A 20,829-nucleotide genomic window follows, 5' to 3' on the forward strand; every position below is an offset into this window, starting at 1 on the left:
ACCGTCATTTCTGCCGAATGAAAAACCTTCGGAGCACTGCCTTGACCACCGCTACACTTGCTGCACGCAAGCCGTCCTACACCCTGCGCATCTATGAATCCCTCTCTGCCGGCTTCGCCAAGGCCGCCCGCGTCGAGAAGACCCGCCGCGCCCTGTCCGCCCTGTCCGACGAGACCCTGCGCGACATCGGCCTGAGCCGCGACGAGATCGACGCCGCCGCACTGCGCGCTGCCCGCTGAGACAGCGCTTCCGCCTCCGGGCGGGGACGTGACAGGAAGACTTCCCGCAGCCGCGCTGCGGATGCCATCGGCGGCCCCTTCCGGGCCGCCTTCGTCGTTTCGGGGGCCTGCCGCCCGCGCCGCCGCGCCGGTCCTGCAGGAAGGCCCGACCCGGCTGCCCTCGGGCCCTTCTTCCGGAGGGCAGCCGAGTCGGGCTCCGCCCCTGTCCGCAGCGCCCGCTCCCGGATATAAGCGGGGTGGACTGCGGAGGAGTTCCATGAATCTCGCGAAACTCGCCGCCGCGCTGGGGCTGGCCTCGCTCTTTCCCGGTGCCGCGCGCGCCGAATTTCCCGCCGAGGTGCGGCTCGAGGCCGGCATCTTGCGCGGCACCCTCTCCGGCGGCGGCGCCGCCTGGAAAGGCATCCGATATGCCGCCCCGCCGGTGGGTCCGCTGCGCTGGCGCGCGCCGCAGCCCGCGCCGCGCTGGGACGGCATCCGCGACGCGGACGGCTACGGCAATGACTGCATGCAGGCGCCGGTCGATGTCGATGCGGCGCCGCTCGGGGCGGAGCCGGACGAGGACTGCCTCTATCTCAACCTCTGGCGCCCGGCCGCGGCGGGGCAGGGGCTGCCGGTGCTGGTCTGGATCCATGGCGGCGCCTTCGTCAATGGCGGCGCCTCGCCCGCGACCTATTCGGGCGAAGCGCTGGCGCGGCAGGGCATCGTCTTCGTCGGCATCAACTACCGGCTCGGCCGGTTCGGCACCTTCGCCCACCCGGCGCTGACTGCCGCGGACGAGGAGGACGGGCTCCTGGGAAATTACGGGCTGCTCGACCAGATCGCGGCGCTGGAATGGGTCCGGGACAATGTCGCGGCCTTCGGCGGCGATCCCGGCAATGTCACGCTGATGGGCGAGAGCGCGGGCGGCGCCTCGGTGCATTTCCTCGCCACCTCGCCGCTGGCGCAGGGGCTGTTCCACAAGGCGGCGATCCTCTCGGGCATGAACGGCGGGCGGCCGGGCACCGCGACCCAGGAGGAGATGGAGGCGATCGGGACGGCCTTCGCGGCGCGCCACGGCATCGAGGGCAGCGGGCCCGAGGCGCTGGCCGCCCTGCGCGCGCTGCCCGCGGAGGAGATCTGCGGCGGGCTCAACTGGCTGACCATGGGGCCCGAGGCGGGCCGGACCTGGGCGGGGCCCTATGTCGACGGCCGGATCATGGCAGATCCGGGCGCGGCTTACGCCGCGGGCGCCTTCGCCCATGTCCCGGCGCTGATCGGCGCGACCGATGACGACCTGGGCGGGCGGACGGGCTACATGGTGGCGGGGGCGCGGCAGGCGGCGCGGACATATGCGGCGGCGGGCCTGCCGGTCTGGCACTACCGCTTCTCCTACGTGCCGGGCTCGGTCGAGGCCCCGGGGGCGGGCCATGCCTCGGACATCCCGTTCTTCCTCGCGACCGAGGACATCCGCTACGGCGCGCGCACCACCGCGGCCGACCGCGCCGCCGCGGCCATGATCAGCGGCGCGCTGCTGCGCTTCGTGCGGCGCGGCGATCCCAACGGGCCGGGCCTGCCGCACTGGCCGCGCTACGACCCGCGCACCGACATCGTCATGGAATTCCGCCGCGGCGGCGGCGCCCTGGCCGGTCCCGATCCCTGGGGCGCGGAGATCGACGCGGCCCCGCCGCCCTGCTGTCCCGACCCGGTCGGCCGGGAGCGGCGCGGCGCGAGGCCGTAAGGCGGAAGAAACTTTTTCCGCTGCCGGGGGAACTTTCCGCGCGCCCGCGCATTCACGGCTGAGTGACTTACGTGGAGAGTCCCTGCGCGGGGGCCGGGAAAGACATTGATACAGGATGCAGCATCGACGGATGCCGCGGCAGGCCCGGTTCCGGGTTTCCGCCACCAGCTCCGGACCGCCACGCAGGCACAGCACCTGCGCACCGAAACTGCCTTTGCCCCGTTCGCCGCCGGGATGCCGGAGCGGCTGACCTGGTTCCTCGCCGCGCAGCGCGCCGGCCTGGCCGCGCTCTGCGAAAGCTGCGATGCGCCGGAACTGGCCTCGCGCGGGGTCATCGCCGATCTGCTGTTGCGGCTCGACGCGGATCTCGCGCGGCGCGGCGCCCGGCACCAGGGCGTGGCCCCGGCCGGGCCGCTCGATCCGCTGGCGGTGGACTACATCGTGCTCGGCTCGCGGCTGGGCACCGAGGTGATGCGGCGCACGCTGGCAGGGCTGCTGCCGCCGTCGGAAATGCCGGCCTATTTCGCGGCGCCGGATGTGCGGCCGCTGTGGAAGGCGCATTGCGCGGCGCTCGGCCGGGTCGGGACCGGCAGCCCGCGGGCCGCGGCGGTGATCGCCGATGCCGAGCTGGGCTTCGAGCTGTTCCAGCTGGCGGCCGGCGTGCAGGACACTTTCGCGGGGAGGGCGGCGTGAGCGAGGAACGCGCGGGCTTCCCGCCGGGGCAGGCGGTCGACCTGACGAATTGCGACCGCGAACCGATCCACCTGCTCGGCCGGGTCCAGTCCTACGGCGCCTTGCTGGCGCTGTCCTCGGACTGGCTGGTGCAGCATGCTTCGGCCAACCTTGTCGACATCCTCGGCATCGACGCGGATGCGGCGGCGGGCCGTCCGCTGTCCGAGCTGGTTTCGGCCGAAGGCTTTGCCCGGATCCGCGACAACCTGCGCGGCGCGGAGATCCGCGACGCCGCCACCCGGCTGTTCGGGGTCGAGCTGCGCGGCGGGCGCAGCTTCGATGTCAGCCTGCACCAGTCGGGCCGCCACCTCATGGTCGAATTCGAGCCCAAGCGCGTGGCGCGCAGCCGCGACATGCTGGCCGAGGTCTATCCGCAGATCGCCGGGCTGCGCCGCGACCGGGACCTGGCGACGCTGGCCCGCGACGCCGCCCGCGGGCTGCAGGCGTTCTGCGGCTTCGACAGCGTCATGGTCTACCAGTTCCAGCCCGATGCCTCGGGCAAGGTGATCGCCGAGAGCCGCCTGGATGGCCAGAGCCGCTATGGCGGGCTGATGTTCCCGGCTTCGGACATTCCGGTCCAGGCCCGCGCGCTCTACAAGCGCTCGCTCCTGCGGCTGATCGCGGATGTCGCCGACGAAGGCAGCCCGGTCCTGCCCGGCGTGACGCTCGACGGCCGCCCGCTCGACCTGTCGCTGGCCGTCACCCGCGCGGTGTCGCCGATCCATGTCGAGTACCTGAAGAACATGGGGGTCGAGGCCTCGATGTCGGTCTCGATCATGAAGGAGGGCGAGCTCTGGGGGCTGTTCGCCTGCCACCATGACAGCCCGCGCTACATCGATTACGAGCGCCGCACCGCGATCGAGATGTTCGCGCACATGTTCTCCTACGAACTGATCCGCTTCGAGGACGCGCAGCGCAAGAAGTCCGAAAGCGACGCGTCGCGGCTGCAGACCATGCTGATGGCGCAGATGGCCGACGGCCGGAACCTTGCGGAAAGCCTGATGGCGGTGTCCGAGGAGATCGGCAACGTCATCCCGCATGACGGCATCGTCCTGTTCGAGAACGAGACCTTCCACGCCCGCGGCCGCACGCCCACCGAGGAGGAGTTCCGCTCGCTGTCGCGCTTTCTCGACCGTTCGATCGGGTCGGGCGTCTATGCGGCGGACCGGCTGGGGGCGCTGCACGAGCCCGCGCGCGACCATGCCCGCCGCTGCGCCGGCATCCTGGCCATCCCGGTCTCCAAGCGGCCGCGCGACTATCTCGTCCTCTGCCGCCGCGAGATGCGCGAGACCGTCGACTGGGCCGGCGAGCCGTCGAAGCCGGTCGAGGTCGGCCCGAACGGCACGCGGCTGACGCCCCGGCGCAGCTTCGAGGTCTGGACCGAAACCGTCGAGGGCCGCTCCGCCCCCTGGACCGGCGAGGAACAGCACACGGCGGAGCTGCTCCGCGTCGTGCTGCTGGAGATCTTCCTGAAGATCACCGATGCCGCCAACATGGAACGCAAGCGCGCGCAGGAACGCCAGCAGCTGCTGATCTCCGAGCTGAACCACCGGGTGCGCAACATTCTCAACCTGATGCGGGGCCTGCTGGCGCAGTCGAAGAATTCCGCGCGAACGCTGGAGGAATTCACCGAGAATCTCGACGGCCGCATCCAGGCGCTGGCCCGCGCCCATGACCAGCTGACCGCGGAACATTGGGAGCCCGCCTCGCTGCGCGCGCTGATCCAGTGCGAGTTCGAGGCCTATGCCTCCTGCGCGTCGCGGGTCGAGATCGAGGGCGGGGATGCGCTGGTGGAGCCCAATGCCTACACGACGATGGCGCTGGTGCTGCACGAGCTGGCCACCAATTCGGTGAAATACGGCGCGCTGCGCGAGGAGGCGGGCAAGGTCCATGTCCGGATGGAACCGGCCCCGGGCGGCGCGCTGCGCCTGAGCTGGACCGAGCGGGGCGGCCCGCCGGTGCGGGCGCCCGAGCGGCGCGGATTCGGCACGATGATCATCGAGAACTCGGTCCCGCACGAGCTGAAGGGCGAGGCCGAGGTCGATTACCGGGTCACCGGGCTGGAGGCGCGCTTCCTGCTGCCGGCCGCGGCGGTCGCTTCGGTGGAGGGGGGCGCGATGCCGCCGGGCGGGACGGCTGCGGCCGCGGCCCTGTCCGAAATCGCGCTGTCGGGGACGGGCCTGGTGCTCGAGGACACGCTGATCATCGCCCTGGACGCCGCGGGCATCCTGGAAGAAATGGGAGCGGACGAGGTCAAGATCTTCGCCAGCGTGAAGGCCGCGCTCGGATTCCTCGAGGGCAGTGCGGTGGATTTCGCGGTGCTCGACGTCAATCTGGGCGAGGAGCAGTCGGTCGCGGTCGCGGAGAGGCTGGCCGCGTCGGGCACGCCGTTCGTTCTGGCCACCGGCTATGGCGCGGCGCCCGAGCTGATCGCCGCCTACCCGCCCTGCGTGGTTGTGCAGAAGCCGTTCTCCTCCAGCTCGCTGCGCACCGCCATGGCCAGGGCCTTCGCCGCAGGAAAGTGATCACTTTGAGTCGAGCTTCCCCTTGGAAAGCTGCGGCAGTTTCAATTAAAGTGTTCACGGTTTCGTGTGGAGGGGGCTGGAATGGTCGTCGCTTACAGCAGGGAAGAGCTCACGGCGCAGTCGATTTCCGTGATGCTGGGCTATCTGGCCCAGCGGACGGATCTGTGTGCCAAGGTTCTGAACCGCGAGGGGCAGATCCTCGCAATCAACCGGCGCGGGCTGGATCAGCTCAAGCTGGAGGAAAGCGAGATCTGCGGCCGGATCTGGGCGGAGTTCTGGACCGGCGCGGAGGAGGCAAAGGCACGGGCGGCGGTGGAGCAGGCCTTCGAGGGCACGCCAGCCGGATTCTGCGGGGTATTCCGCGGCACCGGAGGCGAAACGATCTGGGACGTCGAGATCTTCCCGCTGGAATGGGCGGGCGGCCGGGTTTCCACCGTGCTGGCGCTCTCGGCCGACGTGACCAACGCCGGCGCGGCCGATGGCGGGGCCGAAACCAGCGAGGAACTGCTGAAGCGTTTCGGCGATGCGCTGCACGCGATGTCCAACGTCTCGGCGGTCAGCGCCTCGAGCGCGCGCATCCTGCGCCGCCGCGGCGACGGCGATCCGGTGATGGAGGAGCTGGCCAAGGGGCTGGAAGAGGCGGCCGAGAAGGCTGCGGCCGCGGTCTCGGCGCTGAAGCGCGAGCTGCTCTGAACCTGCTGCCCTGACATGCCAAGGACCGGGGCGCACGCCTCCGGTCCTTTTCCATGCGCGACCGCCGGATGTCAGCGGGCGAGGCCGAGCGCCGCGAAATCGCCCCCGGTCGCCGCATACAGGTCCTCGGTGGAATCGTAGAGCAGCTCCAGCGCGTAATGCGGATTGTGGACATGGATGCCCTGGTCGGCATTCACCACCTTCCAGTTGTAGGCGGCCTTCAGCATCCGCGGCGTCCAGGCATTGTAGCGCACGGGCTTGCCGTCCTGCTGGTCGGCCAGCCCGTCGCCATTGGCATCGGCGAAGAAATACGGGTGGTGCGCGCCGTCATAGACCACCGGCACCCCGGCAACCTCTGCGGCATAGGTCTCGATCGCGGCCATCAGCGTGGCGGAATTCGCCTTGATGTCCTCGTAGATGCCCTTGGCCGTGTCGCCGCTGCCGTCATAGCTCTGGCGCGAGATGCGGATCGCCTGGTCGTCGCCGGTCTGGTGGCAGATCAGGCAGGTGTCCTCGGTCACTTCCAGGCTGTGCGGATCGTGGCAGCTCAGGCAGCCCGAGACCGGCTTGGCATGCAAAAAGCGCCCGGTATAGGTCTTGCCGCCATACTGGTAGCCGAGCTTGCCGTAGCTGCCGAAATTCGACGCCGCCGCGCCCGCGTAATGCGGATTGACGAAGCTGAGCTCGGGGCCGACCTCGTCCTCGGGCAGGTCGCCCACGGCCTTTGTCACGTTCGCCCCCGAGGTCCGCGCCTGGTGGCAGGTGACGCAGGCGGCCTCGGCCGAGGAGGTCACCGGATGCATTGCGCCCGACGGCAGCTTCACCTCGGTGATCTGGCCCATGCCCGGATCGTGGCAGGTGGCGCAATCGACCACGCCGCCCACCGGCACCGGGTTTTCCGGCAGGCCGGGGGGCGAGCCGTCCAGCCCGTGATAGCTGCGGAATCCCGCGCCGGAGTGGCAGACCGAGCAGTTCGGCGGGATCGCGCCGTCCGCGTCCCAATGGGTGAAGGCCTCCGAGGTCGCGTTGGAATGGCCCGAGCGGATCCAGGCGGCGATGGCGCGCGCATTCGGGATGGCGATCCGGTCCGGCGAATAGGGCCCGCTGCGCGGCATGACGAAGGTCGAGATGCCGGTTTCCGGTGCCGCCTCCGTCTCCTGCGCCGGGGCGGCGGTGGAAACAATCAGCCCCGTCAGGGCGGCGGCGAAAAGGGCGGTGAAATAGGTCCGGACCGGCATGGCAATTATCGCTTGATCACTCTCGGTTAGGAAGTGTTAACATGCTCGCACCGACGATGAGTCATATCAAGATGTATCTAAGATACGGATTTAAAGCGGCTATTGTCGGGTTTCGGGAATTGGGTGCACCGCCGGGAGATGTCCGTGCCGGGTTTCTGGTCGAAGGGTTTGAACGTGGCTCAGCCGGAGAGTGCCGGCGGTACGGAACCGGAAACGGTGCTGACCGAGGAAGCCTCCCTGCTGGCGTCGCTGGCCGAGGATCTGCGGGTCGAGCCGCTGGCCGCGGAAGGCACGGTGCTGGCCCAGGGCGCGCCGCTGCTGCGCCTGCGCAACCCGGCCGGGACGGTGCTTGCCGCGCCGATGGCCGGGCGGGTCGGGCATCTTGAACTGGGGCCGGGGCACCGGCTGCGCCGCGTCACGCTGTTCCGCGAACCGGCGGCAGGGCGCCACCGCCACGTCCTGCCCGGCGACGCGGCCGCGGGACCGCTGCGCGAGCTGCTGAAAGCCTCGGGGCTCTGGTCCGCCTTCCGCTCGCGCCCCTTCGGCCGGATGCCGGGACCGGAGGACGTTCCGGCCGCGATCTTCGCCATGGCGCTCGACACCCGGCCCGGCGCGCCCGATCCGGTCCGCGCCGTCGCGGGCGCGGAAGAGGCCTTCGCCCGCGGGCTGGCCGCCCTGCAGTGCCTGGCCTCCGAACAGGTCTTCCTCTGCCGGGCCGAGGGGCCGGCGCGGCTGCCCGAACCGCCGGGCGTGCGGGTCGTGACTGCGCGGGCGCTGCACCCCTGGGGGCTGGCGGGATTCCAGATCCACCGGCATTTCCCGGCGGCGATCGGCCGCCCGGTCTGGGACATTGCTGCCGAGGACGTCGCCGCGATCGGCGAGCTGCTGGAGACCGGCATGCTGCGCGAGACCCGGCTGGTCTCGGTGGCGGGCGGCGCGCTGCGCGACGCGCGGCTGGTGCGAACCCAGGCCTGGGCCGACCTGCGCGGGCTGGCCCAGGGCCACCTGAAGCCCGGCCGCAACGTGATCCTGTCGGGGTCCGTGCTGGAGGGGCGCGAGTCGCGCTGGCTGCTGCCGCGCGACCGGCAGGCGACCGTGGCGCTGCCCGCCGATCCGCGCCGCCGCACGCATTGGTTCCTGCGCGCGCTGAAGGGCGCCTCGCGGCCGCTGCCGCTGATCCCGACCGCGGCCGTGGAGCACGCGCTCGGCGGGGTGGTCCCGGCGATGCCGCTGCTGCGGGCGCTTTCGGCGGGCGACGGCGAGGCGGCCGCGCGCCTGGGCGCGCTGTCGCTGCTGGAGGAGGACCTGGCGCTGGCCGATTACGTGACCTGCGCCGAGCCGCGTCTGTCGGGACTGCTCGGCGGGCTGCTGCAGCGGATCGAGGCGGAGGAAGCGGCATGACGGCCCAACCCGTTCCTTCGCCCGCCCGTTCCGGGCGCCTGCAGCTGCGCGCGCTGGCCCGGCCGCCGTCCTCTGCCGCTCTGGGAGCCGGGCATGATGGCGGCGCGGCACGGCGGGCAGGGGCCGCCGTCCCGGACCGGCCGCGCGCGGCAGACCGGATGAAGGGGAGGCGCGCATGATCCGCGGCATCTGGGACCGGGAAACCGTGGCGGAGCTGCTGATCATGGCGCTCCTGCCGGTGGGCGCTGTCTGGCTGGGGCTCGAAGGCGCGGCAGGGTTGCTGCGGCTGGCCGTCTTCCTGGCCGTGGCCGGGGCCTGGCACGTCATGTGGATGCTCGCCCGCGCGCAGCCGCCCTCGCTGGCGGGCACCGTCACCGCGCTGGCGCTGGCCGTCCTCGCGCCGGAGGAGCTGGGGCCGGTGGCGCTGATCCTCTCCACCAGCTTCGGCGTGGTGGTGGCTGAACTTGCCTTCGGCGGCTGGGGGCGCAACGTGCTGAACCCCGCCACGGTCGCGCTGGCCTTCATGGGGTTCGGCTTTCCCGCCGCGCCCTGGCCCGACCTGCCGGTACAGATCGGCTGGGCGGCGGTCCCCGCGCTGGCGATCGGCATGGGCACCGGCATCATGGCGCCCGGACTGGTCTTCGGCGCGGCCCTCGCTCTCGGCGCGGGCTGGCTGGCGGGCCTGCCGGTCGCGGCGGTCTTCCCAGCCGTGGCGGGCGTGCTGGCGCTGCTGGTCGCCGATCCGGTCGCCTCCGCCTCCACCCGGCTCGGCCGCTGGCTGAACGGGCTGCTCTATGGCGCGCTCGTCTCGCTCTTCCTGGCGCTCTGGACCGGGGCGGCGCCGGTGCAGCTTGCGGTCTCGGCCGCGCTCTTCGTCTCGCTCGCGGCGCCCCTGTGCGACGAGATCGCGATCACGCTCTGGCTCAAAGACAGGAAACGGCGACATGGCTGACCTGAACCCGATCCATGCCTGGCAGCGGATGCTGGCGCAGCCGAACGAGAGCCGCGGGAAGACCGTGTTCGTGGCCTTCCTGACCGCGCTGTTCTGCACGCTGCTGGTCTCGGGCGCGACCGTTCTGCTGCGTCCGGTCCAGACCGCCAACCGCGCCGCCGAGACGCAGGCCCGGCTGGAGGCGCTGCTGGCCGCCATCCCCGGCATGTCGGACATCCTGGCCGCCTCGGAGGAGGCGCAGCTGTCCACCGTGGTGATCGACCTCGCCCGCGGCCGCGCCGCCGAAAACGTGACGCCCGGAACGCTGGAAAGCGCGCTGATGGACACCGCCAACTGGACGGCGCTCAGCCCGGAAGAGGACGTCGCCGGGATCGGCAACCGGCCCGATTACGCGCAGGTCTTCCTTCTGCGCGAGGGCGAAGCGATCCGGCTGATGATCCTGCCTATCGCGGGCGCGGGCTACAACGGCCCGATCGACGCGATGCTGGCGGTCAACGGCGACATGGAGACCATCGCCGGGATCGCCATCACCGCGCAGTCGGAAACCCCCGGCCTCGGTGCCCGCATCGAGGAGCCGCGCTGGCAGGAAAGCTTTGCCGGGACCCGCTGGCAGGACGCCTCGGGCGAGATGCGCTTCGCGGTCGCCAAGGGACCTGCAACGACCGATTACGAAGTCGACGGCATCACCGGCGCGACGCGGACCAGCAATGCGATGAGCCGGATCATCCGCTTCTGGCTGGGGCCGCAGGGCTACGGGCCGCTGATCGCCGCGGTGAAGCGGGGGGAATTCTGATGGCCCTGCCGCGCATCTTCACCGAGCCGCTGCTGGGCCGGAACCCGGTGACGGTGCAGATCCTCGGCATCTGCTCGTCGCTGGCGGTGACGACCTCGCTGGAGACCGCCGCCACCATGGCCGCCTCGCTGACCGTCGTGCTGGTGCTCTCGTCGCTGGCGGTCAGCCTGATCCGCCGCCACCTGCCGAACTCGATCCGCCTGATCGTGCAGATCGTCATCGTCGCCTCGCTGGTCATCGTCATCGACCAGGTGCTGCAGGCCTACCTGTTCGAGATCTCGCAGCGGCTGTCGGTCTTCGTCGGGCTGATCACCACCAACTGCCTGGTGCTCGGCCGCACCGAGGGCTTCGCCCGCTCGAACCCGCCGCTCCCTTCGATGATCGACGCGCTCGGCAACGGCCTGGGCTATTCGGCGATCCTGCTGGCTGTCGGCGCGATCCGCGAATTGTTCGGCCAGGGCACGCTGATGGGCCTGACCGTGCTGCCCACGGCGGAGCAGGGCGGCTGGTTCACGCCGCTGTCGCTGATGCTGCTGGCGCCTTCGGCCTTCTTCATCCTCGGCTTCGCCGTCTGGGCGCTGCGCAGCGCCTTCCCCGAACAGCAGGAGGCGCCCGAGCACGTCCCGCCCGAGGTGCAGGAGGCGCGGCCATGACCGGTCTGGGCGATCTCTTCCTGCGCGCGATGTTCGTCGAGAACATGCCGCTGGCCTTCTTCCTCGGCCTCTGCACCTTCCTCGCCCTGTCGAAGCGTCCGGGCACCGCCGTGGGGCTGGGCATCGCGATGATCGGCGTGATGGGGATCACCGTGCCGCTGAGCCAGATCCTCTACACCGCAGTGCTGGCGCCGGGCGCCTGGGCCTGGGCGGGGCTGCCCGAGGTCGATCTCAGCTACCTGTCGCTCCTGTGCTTCATCGGGCTGATCGCGGCGGCCGTGCAGATGCTGGAGATGCTTCTGGAACGTTTCGCGCCGGCGATCCACGCCGCCTTCGGGGTGTTCCTGCCGCTGCTGACCGTGCAATGCGCGATCCTCGCGGCCAGCCTCTTCATGGTGGAGCGGCGCTACAGCCTGCCGGAATCCTTCGTCTTCGGCCTCGGCAGCGGCGCGGGCTTCGCGCTGGCGGTGATCATGCTGTCGGCGATCCGGGCGCGGCTGGCCTATGCCGACCTGCCCGGCGGGCTCAGGGGCCTCGGCATCACCTTCATGCTGGCCGGGATGATGTCGCTGGGCTTCGCCGCGTTCGGCCAGATGGTGGCGCCATGACCGAGATCCTGCTGGGGCTTGCCGTCATCGTCGGACTGCTGCTGGTCCTGACCGTCGTGCTGCTGGCGGCGCGCGACCGGCTGGTGCCGGGCGGCGCCGCGACCGTCACCGTCAATGGCGACCGCCGGATCGAGGCGAGGAAGGGCGACACGCTGCTGCTGACGCTGCAGAATGCGGGCCTGGGCATCCCGGCGGGCTGCGGCGGCAAGGGCAGCTGCGGGCTCTGCCGGGTCACCGCCCATGGTGCGGGCGAGCCCGGCGCGACCGAGAAGGGGATGCTGTCGGCGCGCGAGCGGCGCGACCATGTCCGGCTGGCCTGCCAGGTCGCGGTGAAGGGGCCGGTCGAAGTCGAGCTGCCCGCCGGGCTGCTCGATGTCGAGACGCGCCATTGCCGGGTGGTCTCGAACCGGATGCTGGCGCCCTTGATCCGCGAACTGGTGCTGGAATTGCCCGGCGAGGAGGACCTGCAGTTCCGCGCGGGCAGCTTCATGCAATTGACCGTCCCGGCCTACCGGCTGCCGTTTTCCCGCATCGATGTGCCGGAGGAGTTTGCCGAGACCTGGAACGACGCGGGCTGGCGCGGGCTGGCGGCGTCCGCCCGGGGGCCGGTGACGCGGGCCTATTCGATCGCCAACCGCCCCGAGGACCGCGGCCGCGCGGTGTTCAACATCCGACTCGCCGTGCCGCCGCCCGGACAGGAGGAGACGGTGCCGCCGGGGCTGGTTTCCTCCTATCTCTTCGGGCTGAAGCCGGGCGATCCGATGGAGCTGTCGGGGCCCTATGGCGAGTTCCACGTCCAGCCGACGGAGCGCGAGATGGTCTTCGTCGGCGGCGGGGTCGGCATGGCGCCCTTGCGCGCGCTGATCCACGAGCAGGTCGCGGCAGGCGCGCCGCGGAAGATGAGCTACTTCTACGGCGCGCGTTCGGCCATCGACCTGTTCTACACGGAGGAATTCGAGGCGATCGCGCGCGAGCGGCCGAATTTCTCCTGGACGCCCGCGCTGTCGGACCCGGCACCGGGCGACCGCTGGACCGGGGCGACCGGCTTCATCCACGAGACGCTGGGGGCCGCGCTGCGCCGCCATCCGGCGCCGGAGGACTGCGAATACTATCTCTGCGGCCCGCCCCTGATGATCGCCGCGGTGCGCCGGACGCTCGACCAGGCCGGGGTGGAGCCGGAGCGGATCTTCAGCGACGATTTCGGAGGATAGGCGATGGCGGAGGAGACGATTGCCGGGGTGATGCGCCGCGAGTTCCTGGCGCTGTCGCCGGAGATGCCGATGCGCGAGGCGGTCACGCGGCTGGTGGCGGCGCGGGTCTCGGCGGCGCCTGTGCTGTCGCCGGAGGGGCAGCTGGCCGGCATCCTGACCCAGAAGGACTGTTTCGGCCCGGCGCTGAGCGCGGCCTATTACCAGCGCTGGTCCGACACGGTGGCGCAGCACATGACGGCGGAGGTCGCGGTGCTGGATGCCGGGACCGAGATCGTCGCGGCGGCCGAGGCCTTCCGCGACCTGCCGCACCGCGCCTTCCCGGTGGTGGCGGAGGGCCGGGTGGTCGGCATGCTGAGCCGTGCCGACCTGCTGGCGGCGCTGCTTGCCCGCGGATAGCGCGGGACGGCAGGGCGGCAAGGCCCGACCCGGCTGCCCGCAGCGCGCCAACCCGAGGGCGGCCGGATCGGGCCAGCCCTGACCTCGCGGTCCCGCGCGGAATGGCCGTCGGGGTGCGGCCAGTTCCGTTCCCCGGCGGTGTGGCGAAAGGGCGGCGCAGCGGGCCGCCAGTGCCTCGAGTGCGACATTTTCCAGGCGGCGCGCGTTGGCCTGCGTGGCGACCGGCACGCCCTGAGGTCCGTGGGGCTGGAGGCATGGATCGGCAGGCGAAGGTCCGGTCCGGCATCCTTCATGGCCTTTTCGGGTTCCTGCGCGGTGGAGGACCAGGGCGGCCGCTGGGCCGTGGCCAACGCGCCCGCCGCTGATCTTCCCCCGTCATCCGGGCGGGTCTGAGCTGCAATCCTCCGATCGGGTTCAAGTGCCGAGCTGCGGCCTTCATCAGGCATTTGGCCGGCGACAGGTTCTCTAGCGCGGAATGCGGCGCGCGGGGGCTGCGATCCGGCCATCGGTGGATCTCCTCGCGGGCGTGCCGGAGCGGCCTGAACCAGCGGCGGGTGCCGGTTAAGCTCCCGGCGAAGGCTTGCCGGGCTCGATGAAGCAATGCTCGACACTGGTGCGCTCAGCCCGGGCGCGCATCGCCTTGCTTGTGCCCTCGGGTCCGTCGCCAGTGGCCGCTCGGACCAGTGGCGCTGCCATTGGCAACCCGAGGACGAGACCTCGTTCGGGCTCAGCGCCAGCTCGCCGGGGAACCGCACCAGCCGCGCCCCGGAGCTCGAGACGCCGGCCATCCGGCCGGGGCAGACGCGGCCGCGATCATCGGCGATGTCGAGCAATGGGCATGCTGCGCCATCGGTCCGAGCGGCAATGGCGAATGAAGCGCCTGCGGTCGGCCAGCTGATCGCCAGCGAAGTGCAGCGGCCACCTCAGCATTGGACGATCCGGCACCGCCAGCGGCACATGGTCCCGCCGGGGCCACTTGCGGCGTTTCCTGGTTCGCACCGGCAGGCCTTCGGCCGGCCAGAGCCGGCAGGTGCGCTTGCGGTTTTCCACCGGCCTTTCCCGGCGAAGAAATGCATGTAGGCGCTAGTCGCCGCGGCGCCGGCTTTCCGCGGCCCGCGCTTTTGTGCATGTCGCGGCGGCCCCGTGGCTGCGGACGGCAGGCCGCTATTGCGGGACGGAGCGCGCAAGCCCCACTAACTGGCAGGCGCTGCGTCCGCGGAGGCCGAACTCAGTTTTCTGGTGGCCCGCGGCCGTCTCCGAGCCACAGGCCTGCCGTCCGGGCAGGCATTCGGACTGGTGTGCCTGCCCGGGCTTTTCCAGTCGCTCCTTCATCGCCGATATGTCGAGCATCAGGCCCGCATTCGTCGCCGCGCATCTGGCTTGAAGCGATGGTGGCACGATGGTCAACTCCGAGGAACAAAGGCTCTGTCCGCTCCAGCTTGGCATTCCCGGCCCCGAGGTCACGCAGCCGTTTGGCCCCGCTGGCCTCCATGCCGCCGAACTTCCCGCGCATCCGTCAATGCCGCTCGGGCCATCGGCGCGACTCAGCTCATTGCAGAACGTGCCGGAGCCGATGCCGCGGCGTCCGCAGGTTGCGTCCACCTTGGCGCCGCACCCGTTCTCCCTGAGTTCGCCGGTGATTTGGCATACGGGACTTTCGCGGCGCCCCTGGCGCCATGTTTTTCGGTTCTTCTCTTGGCGATCTGCTCCTCCGCGGCTCCGGCTGCGGGAAACTTGCGGCCTCTGGCGCGTGCAGGGGCATCAGGGCGGCGGCGGCGCGCATGCTCTCCGGCTTTGGAAGCACTGCGGTCGGCATGGGTCCCGGACCGGTGGCGGCGATGCGCTGCTGGATTTCCGGTGGAGCGTCCCGGCGCATGCCTGTAGTCGCTGCCGCCACGGTCGCCGGAAGATCGACGCCAGGGTCGGCGCAGGCCCGGCCCTTGCCGTCTTCGCCCGGTCGGACTGCGGCAGGGCAGGGGCCCGGAGGCGGTCGACCAGATGCGCCCGAATCCGGCCGCGCTCGGGGACGTGGCCGACGAGGATGTGCTTGCCTGGATAGCCTTCCTGACCCGGCAGCGGCCAAGGTTGCATGGCACAAGCCCGGCCGCGCGTCCGGACGACGGAGGCAGACGGTCGCCTGTCACCGGGGTGGCTTTCGCGCCGACGGCGGTCCTGCCCTCGCTCCCCGGGGGCGATCCATGTACCTGACGGAGCGATCCCGATGGCGCTGGCCGGGGACCGGACGGTCCGGCGTGTCGGGGACATGGCGCCGGATCCCTTCGCGCCGGTCGGCGAAGCTCTTGCCGCCGACCGGCCAGCCCGGGGTGCCAGCAAGCAGTGGCAAATCATGAGCTACTCCAGGACCAGAGATCGCGCCCCGCCGTTGCCACGCGTCTCCGACCACTTGGTTGCCGGGGCCGGGATCCTGGCCATGCACGGTTGCGCTCGGACCTAGGACCCTTGCCCTATCCTCCGGAACCGCTTCACGGCTGCCGGCATCCGGGTCACGGTTGGCCTGGGACAATTGCATGGGGACAGGCGTCGTCGGCCCACCCACTTGCCTTCGACATGCAGCCGCTGGCCAAGCGAACGGTGCCGCGGGAAAGGCCGTCGCCAAGGCGCGGCGGTTCGGGATGTCATGCTTGGGGGGCGCGGAGCCCGCTGTTTGCGGCCGTGCGGACCCGGCCGGCCGGGTTCAGCCCGTCAGGGCGGCGCCGATTTCGCTGCGGAGGACCGCCAGGGGCACCGGCTTGCCCAGCACTTTTGCGTCCGAGAACTCGGCCGGACGCTCCGCCTGGTCGCCATAGCCGGAGAAGAAGATCAGCCGCAGATCGGGGCGCATCCGCCGCGCCTCGGCGGCCAGCGCGAAGCCGTCCATTTCCCGGGTCAGGCCGATATCGGTCAGGATCAGCCCGATCTCGGGATGCTCGGCCAGCTGCGCCAGCGCCTCGGGCCCGCTGAGCGCCTTGATCGCGGTGAAGCCCGCCGCCCCGCAGGCCATGGCGGTCATGTCGAGCAGCATCTGCTCGTCATCGACCAGCAGAACGGATTTTGCGCTTGTCGTCATGGAAGTCCCTTTCCCGGCCCCGGCCCGCAGAGGGACCGGAGCGCAGGGTAGGGGGCGAGTCCTCCCAAAGGATTAACGCGAGGCCTCCCCGAGGGTCAGAGCAGGTCCTCGACATGGATCGGGAAGCGCCGGGCACGCCTGCCGGTGGCGTGCCAGACCGCGTTGGCGATGGCCCCGACCGAGCCGGTGATGCCGATCTCGCCCACGCCCTTGACGCCGAGCGCGTTGACATAGGGGTCGGCCTCCGGGACGGTCAGCGCCTCGATCTGCACGAAATCGGCATTGACCGGAACGTGGTATCCCGCGAGGTCGCCGTTCACCGGCCGCCCGGTGCGCGGATCGTGGATGCCTTCCTCGTGCAGCGCGAAGCCCAGCCCCCAGACCATCCCGCCCAGCAGCTGGCTCTCGGCGAGCTTCGGGTTGATGATCTGCCCGGCGGCGAAGGCGCCGACCAGCCGGGTGACCCGGATCTGGAACAGGTCGGGATCGACCGCCACCTCGGCGAAGACCGCGCCATGCGAGAACATCGCGCGCTCTTCGGCATCCTTGGGATTGCGCACGCCCTCGCCATTGCCGGTCAGGGCCTCCTGCCCGGCGCTGGCGAGGATGTCGGCATAGCTGGCCGAGCGGCTTTCGTCGGCGGCGAGGAACAGGCGTCCGTCGCGCGCGGTCACCGCCTGGTTCCCGGCGCCGTGCAGCGGCGAATCCGGATCCGCGAGCGCCAGCGCGGCGAGCTTCGCCACGACATCCTGCCCGGCGGAGAAGAGCGCGCTGCCCGCTGTTGCGGTATGGCCCGAGCCGCCCGCGATCCCGGCATCGGGCAGCTTCGAGTCGCCGGAGCGGAACTCGACCTGCGCGAGGTCCAGCCCCAGCCCGTCCGCCGCGATCTGCGCCAGCGCGGTCCAGGCGCCCTGGCCCATGTCGGCGGCGGCGGTCTCCACCACCGCGGTGCCGTCGGCGCGCAGCGTGGCGCGGGCCTCGGCGCGGAACATCGGCGCCTGGAACAGCGACGTGCCCATGCCCCAGCCGATCAGCCGTCCCCTGGCGTCGCGCATCTGCCCGGGCTCCAGCGGCCGCCCGGCCCAGCCGAAGCGCTCCGCGCCGAGCCGGTAGCATTCGCGCAGCTCCTTCGAGGAGAACGCCCGCCCGCTCGCCGGATCGGTCTCGGCGTAGTTCCGGAGGCGGAACTCCAGCGGGTCGAGGCCCGCGGCATGGGCTGCCTCGTCCATCGCGCATTCCAGCGCGGCGGAACCCGAGGCCTCGCCGGGGGCGCGCATTGCGCCGGGCGTGCCGATGTCCCAGCGGCTGCCTGCATGCGTCGCCGAGATCGCCGGGCAGGCATAGGTGTTCAGCGAGGCATTGGCTGCCGGTTCGAGGAAATCGTCGAAGGCCGAGGTCGCCGCCACCGCGTGATGCGACAGCGCCGTCAGGCGGCCCTCGCCGTCGATCCCCAGCTTCAGCGTCTGCTTCGTGGCGCCGCGATGGCCGACGGGGCCGAACATCTGGGAGCGGCCGAGCACCAGCTTCACCGGCCGCCCGGTCTGGCGCGCGGCCAGGCAGGCGAGGATCTGCGGCGCGTTGATCACCGCCTTCGATCCGAAGCCGCCGCCCAGATAGGGGCTGCGGATATGGACGTTCTCCGGCGGGATGCCGAAATAGGCGGCGAACATCGGACAGGACATGACGATCGCCTGGTTCGGCGTGTCGAGGATCAGCCGGTCGCCGTCCCACTGCGCGACGATGGCGTGGGGCTCCATCGCGTTGTGGTACTGGGGCGGGGTCTCGATCTCCACCTCGACATTCTGCGCGGCGGCGGCGAAGCCGGCCTCCATGTCGCCGGTGACGGTCTTCGCCGGGCTGCCGAAGCCGACGAAGGGCGGCTCGTACGGTTCGGAGCTGCCGAACCCGATCCGGGCGGGCTCCGCCTCCACCTGCGGGGCGAGCAGCCGCGCGCCCTCCAGTGCCGCCTCCAGCGTTTCCGCCAGCACCAGCGCCACCGGCGCGCCGGCATAGCGGGCGGCATCGTTCTGCAGCACGTCGATCTTCATCGCGAAGAACTCGGCGCGGGCATCGGGGTCCTGGGCCAGCTCCGGACGGTTTTCCGGCGTCATCACGTCGATCACGCCGGGATGGGCCAGCGCCGCCGCGGTGTCGAGCGCGACGACCTTGCCGCGGGCGGCCGGCGCTCCGGCATGGACCGCCCAGATCATGTCCTGGGGCGCGTTGTCGGCGGCGTAGGTGGCGCTGCCGGTGATCTTGGCGATGCCGTCGAGCCGGGTCTGCGGCTTTCCGGAATTCGATCCCAGCCGGATATGGGACTGGCTTGCGAAATCGTCAGGCATGGGCAGCCTCCCCGGTGTCATCCATCAGCGAGCCCGGCAGGGCGGGCATTTCTGCAGGCGTGCCTGCGGCGGCGGCGGCCATGGTCCGGGCCAGCAGCCGCTCCGCCAGCACGATCTTGTAGCCATTCGCCCCGGAAGGCGCGGCATTGGACAGCGCAATGGACGCTGCCGCGGCGAAGCTTTCGGCGGTGGCGGGCTTTCCGGCCAGCGCCTCCTCGGCCTCGCTGCAGCGCCAGGGCCGCGCGGCCACGCCGCCGAGCGCCAGGCGCGCCGCCGCGACGGTCCCGTCCTCGATCCTGAGCGCAGCGGCGGCCGAGACCACGGCGAAGGCATAGGAGGTGCGCTCGCGCAGCTTCAGGTAGCGCGCATTCCCCGCGAAGCCCGCGGCGGCGGCGGGAAGGCGCAGCGCCAGCACGATCTCGCCGGGCTCCAGCGCGGTCGCGCGGTGCGGTTCCTCGCCGGGCAGAAGGTGGAATTCCGCCAGGGGAACCAGGCGGGTCCCCGAAGGACCTGCGATCTCGGCCTCGGCGCCGAGCGCGGCCAGCGGCACGCAGAAATCGGACGGGTGCACGGCGATGCAGGCGGGCGACCAGCCCAGCACGGCATGGCCGCGGTTCGCGCCGCCGAGCGCGTCGCATCCAGAGCCCGCCGCGCGGCGGTTGCAGGCGGCGAACGGGTCCTGGAAATAGGCGCAGCGCGTGGCCTGCATCAGGTTGCCACCGACGGTCGCGGCGTTTCTCAGCTGCGCCGAGGCCCCGGACAGCAGCGCCTCCGCCACCATCGGGAAGGCGGCGGCGAAACCGGGATCGGCAGCCAGGTCGGAATTGCGCACCAGTGCGCCGACTCGGGTCATGCCGTCGGGCAGGGTCTCGATCCGGTCGAGCCCGGGCAGGCGGGCCAGGTCGACGATCCGTTCCGGTCCGGCCACGCCGAGCTTCATCAGGTCCAGGAGGTTCGTTCCGCCGCCAAGCGAGGCCGCATCCGGATCCGACAGCGCAGCGAGCGCCTCGTCCAGCGTTTCGGGCCGGAGATACTCGAAGGATTTCATGCGTCTGCCTCCGTCCTTGCCTTGCGCGCGGCCTCGGCCACCGCCTCGGCAATGCCGCGATAGGCGCCGCAGCGGCAGATGTTGCCGCTCATGCCCTCGCGGATGCGTTCCATGTCGGTGCCGTCGGCGCCCTCGGCGATCAGCCCGGCGGCGCTCATGATCTGGCCCGGCGTGCAATAGCCGCACTGGAAGGCGTCATGCTCCAGGAACGCCTCCTGCACGGGATGCAGGCTGCCTTCGGGCGCGAGTCCCTCGATGGTGACGATGTCGGCGCCGTCCTGCTGGACGGCGAGCGACAGGCAGGCGTTCAGGCGGCGGCCGTCGACCAGAACCGTGCAGGCGCCGCATTGGCCGCGGTCGCAGCCCTTCTTGGTGCCGGTCAGGCCCAGGCGGTCCCTGAGCAGGTCGAGAAGCGTGACCCGCATGTCATCGAGCGCCAAATGATGCGGCGTTCCGTTGACGGTCAGCGTAATGGAGAGGGTCATTTCGTCTCCGTCTTTGTCGATTTCCGGGAGCCGCGCTATATCAATTGCAGGCGTGGCAGGGCATGTTGGCCGTGCGCGGCAACCTCTTTATACGGAGGGTGCCTCCGTTTATCAAGTCCGAAACTTGACGGAAGGACAAATGGGGCAGGATACCGCAAGAACCGGGCGCAAGCCGCGGGCCGATGGGCTGAGGAACCGCGAGAAGCTGCTCTCGGCGGCACGCGAGGTATTCTCGGCGGGCGGGCCGGAGGCCAGCCTGGAGGCGGTGGCCAAGCGCGCCGGCGTCGGCATCGGCACGCTCTACCGGCATTTCCCGACCCGCGAGGCGCTGTTCCAGGCGGTCTACATGCGCGAAGCCGACCAGATGGTGTCGATGGCCGAAAGCCTCGGCGGGCTGCCGCCGGAAGAGGCGCTCCGGACCTGGATGCGCGGCTTCATCGGCATGGTGGCGACCAAGAAGGGGATGCTGTCGGCGCTGGCCCCGGCCCTTGACAGCGACTGCCCGACCTTCGCCGATGCCGCCGATCGGATGCGCGCCACCGCGGGCCTGCTGCTGGACCGCGGCCGCGAGGAGGGGGTGTTCCGCAGCGACATCAGCCCCGAGGAGATGCTGCGCGTCTTCGTCGGCGTCTGCTACACCCGCGACATCGAGGGCTGGCGGGATACCGTGACGCGGATGCTCGACATCTTCATCGACGGCATGACCTGCCTGCCGGACGGCCGCTGACC

Annotated in this window: 18 protein-coding genes; 13 read left to right on the forward strand and 5 right to left on the reverse strand. The window is 71.1% G+C overall.

What is annotated here, in order from left to right; all coding sequences use genetic code 11:
- The first annotated feature begins 41 nt into the window (after positions 1-41).
- The 5 genes from HCC78_RS04540 to HCC78_RS04560 all read left to right on the forward strand — a co-directional run bounded on the left by HCC78_RS04540 (position 42) and on the right by HCC78_RS04560 (position 5,906).
- Complete coding sequence (locus HCC78_RS04540; RefSeq protein ID WP_253949031.1) at positions 42-239, forward strand: DUF1127 domain-containing protein; 198 nt, start codon at positions 42-44, stop codon at positions 237-239.
- 256 nt (positions 240-495) lie between these two features.
- Positions 496-1,956: a carboxylesterase/lipase family protein gene (locus tag HCC78_RS04545; protein ID WP_172327557.1), complete on the forward strand. Its 1,461-nt coding sequence runs from the start codon at positions 496-498 to the stop codon at positions 1,954-1,956.
- 105 nt (positions 1,957-2,061) lie between these two features.
- Positions 2,062-2,649, forward strand: coding sequence for a hypothetical protein (locus HCC78_RS04550; RefSeq protein WP_172327558.1), 588 nt, complete (start codon positions 2,062-2,064; stop codon positions 2,647-2,649).
- Positions 2,646-5,213 carry an HWE histidine kinase domain-containing protein gene (locus HCC78_RS04555; RefSeq protein WP_172327559.1) on the forward strand — a complete coding sequence of 856 codons (2,568 nt, stop codon included), beginning with the start codon at positions 2,646-2,648 and terminating at the stop codon, positions 5,211-5,213. Before HCC78_RS04550 ends, HCC78_RS04555 begins: the two co-directional genes overlap by 4 nt.
- An 81-nt stretch (positions 5,214-5,294) precedes the next feature.
- Positions 5,295-5,906 carry a PAS domain-containing protein gene (locus HCC78_RS04560; RefSeq protein WP_172327560.1) on the forward strand — a complete coding sequence of 204 codons (612 nt, stop codon included), beginning with the start codon at positions 5,295-5,297 and terminating at the stop codon, positions 5,904-5,906.
- A 71-nt stretch (positions 5,907-5,977) separates the two neighbouring features.
- Here HCC78_RS04560 and HCC78_RS04565 read toward each other — a convergent pair whose 3' ends face one another.
- On the reverse strand, positions 5,978-7,144 hold the full coding sequence (locus tag HCC78_RS04565; RefSeq protein ID WP_216671027.1) for a cytochrome C: 1,167 nt from the start codon (positions 7,142-7,144) through the stop codon (positions 5,978-5,980).
- Positions 7,145-7,282: 138 nt separating this feature from the next.
- Here HCC78_RS04565 and HCC78_RS04570 point away from each other — a divergent pair, with 138 nt between their 5' ends.
- The 7 genes from HCC78_RS04570 (at position 7,283) to HCC78_RS04600 (ending at position 13,158) form a co-directional block, all read left to right on the forward strand.
- Positions 7,283-8,545, forward strand: coding sequence for a Na(+)-translocating NADH-quinone reductase subunit A (locus HCC78_RS04570; RefSeq protein WP_172327561.1), 1,263 nt, complete (start codon positions 7,283-7,285; stop codon positions 8,543-8,545).
- 175 nt (positions 8,546-8,720) lie between these two features.
- Positions 8,721-9,497, forward strand: a complete 777-nt coding sequence (locus HCC78_RS04575) for an RnfABCDGE type electron transport complex subunit D (RefSeq protein WP_172327562.1) — start codon at positions 8,721-8,723, stop codon at positions 9,495-9,497.
- Positions 9,490-10,290, forward strand: coding sequence for an FMN-binding protein (locus HCC78_RS04580; RefSeq protein ID WP_172327563.1), 801 nt, complete (start codon positions 9,490-9,492; stop codon positions 10,288-10,290). The genes HCC78_RS04575 and HCC78_RS04580 overlap by 8 nt, the downstream gene beginning before the upstream one ends.
- Positions 10,290-10,943 carry an NADH:ubiquinone reductase (Na(+)-transporting) subunit D gene (locus tag HCC78_RS04585; protein ID WP_172327564.1) on the forward strand — a complete coding sequence of 218 codons (654 nt, stop codon included), beginning with the start codon at positions 10,290-10,292 and terminating at the stop codon, positions 10,941-10,943. Before HCC78_RS04580 ends, HCC78_RS04585 begins: the two co-directional genes overlap by 1 nt.
- A complete protein-coding gene (gene nqrE / locus HCC78_RS04590) occupies positions 10,940-11,551 on the forward strand; it encodes an NADH:ubiquinone reductase (Na(+)-transporting) subunit E (protein ID WP_172327565.1) in 612 nt (203 codons plus the stop codon). Before HCC78_RS04585 ends, nqrE begins: the two co-directional genes overlap by 4 nt.
- A complete protein-coding gene (gene nqrF / locus HCC78_RS04595) occupies positions 11,548-12,762 on the forward strand; it encodes an NADH:ubiquinone reductase (Na(+)-transporting) subunit F (RefSeq protein ID WP_172327566.1) in 1,215 nt (404 codons plus the stop codon). Before nqrE ends, nqrF begins: the two co-directional genes overlap by 4 nt.
- 3 nt (positions 12,763-12,765) lie before the next feature.
- Complete coding sequence (locus HCC78_RS04600; RefSeq protein WP_172327567.1) at positions 12,766-13,158, forward strand: CBS domain-containing protein; 393 nt, start codon at positions 12,766-12,768, stop codon at positions 13,156-13,158.
- Positions 13,159-15,853: 2,695 nt separating this feature from the next.
- On the opposite strand, the gene HCC78_RS04605 is transcribed toward HCC78_RS04600, so the two are convergent.
- The 4 genes from HCC78_RS04605 to HCC78_RS04620 form a co-directional block, all read right to left on the reverse strand.
- A complete protein-coding gene (locus tag HCC78_RS04605) occupies positions 15,854-16,225 on the reverse strand; it encodes a response regulator (RefSeq protein ID WP_172327568.1) in 372 nt (123 codons plus the stop codon).
- A 95-nt stretch (positions 16,226-16,320) separates the two neighbouring features.
- Positions 16,321-18,567, reverse strand: a complete 2,247-nt coding sequence (locus HCC78_RS04610) for a xanthine dehydrogenase family protein molybdopterin-binding subunit (RefSeq protein WP_172327569.1) — start codon at positions 18,565-18,567, stop codon at positions 16,321-16,323.
- A complete protein-coding gene (locus HCC78_RS04615; RefSeq protein ID WP_172327570.1) occupies positions 18,560-19,615 on the reverse strand; it encodes a xanthine dehydrogenase family protein subunit M in 1,056 nt (351 codons plus the stop codon). Before HCC78_RS04615 ends, HCC78_RS04610 begins: the two co-directional genes overlap by 8 nt.
- The gene (locus HCC78_RS04620) at positions 19,612-20,100 is read right to left on the reverse strand and encodes a (2Fe-2S)-binding protein (RefSeq protein ID WP_172327571.1); all 489 of its coding nucleotides are present in this window, start codon (positions 20,098-20,100) and stop codon (positions 19,612-19,614) included. Before HCC78_RS04620 ends, HCC78_RS04615 begins: the two co-directional genes overlap by 4 nt.
- Before the next feature lie 139 nt (positions 20,101-20,239).
- Between HCC78_RS04620 and HCC78_RS04625 the strand changes: the two genes are divergently transcribed.
- Positions 20,240-20,827 (forward strand): TetR/AcrR family transcriptional regulator, encoded by a 588-nt coding sequence (locus HCC78_RS04625; RefSeq protein WP_172327572.1) that lies wholly within the window; start codon positions 20,240-20,242, stop codon positions 20,825-20,827.
- Positions 20,828-20,829 lie beyond the last annotated feature (2 nt).

The sequence above is a fragment of the Mangrovicoccus sp. HB161399 genome (genome assembly GCF_013184745.1).
Classification (GTDB): Bacteria; Pseudomonadota; Alphaproteobacteria; order Rhodobacterales; family Rhodobacteraceae; genus Mangrovicoccus.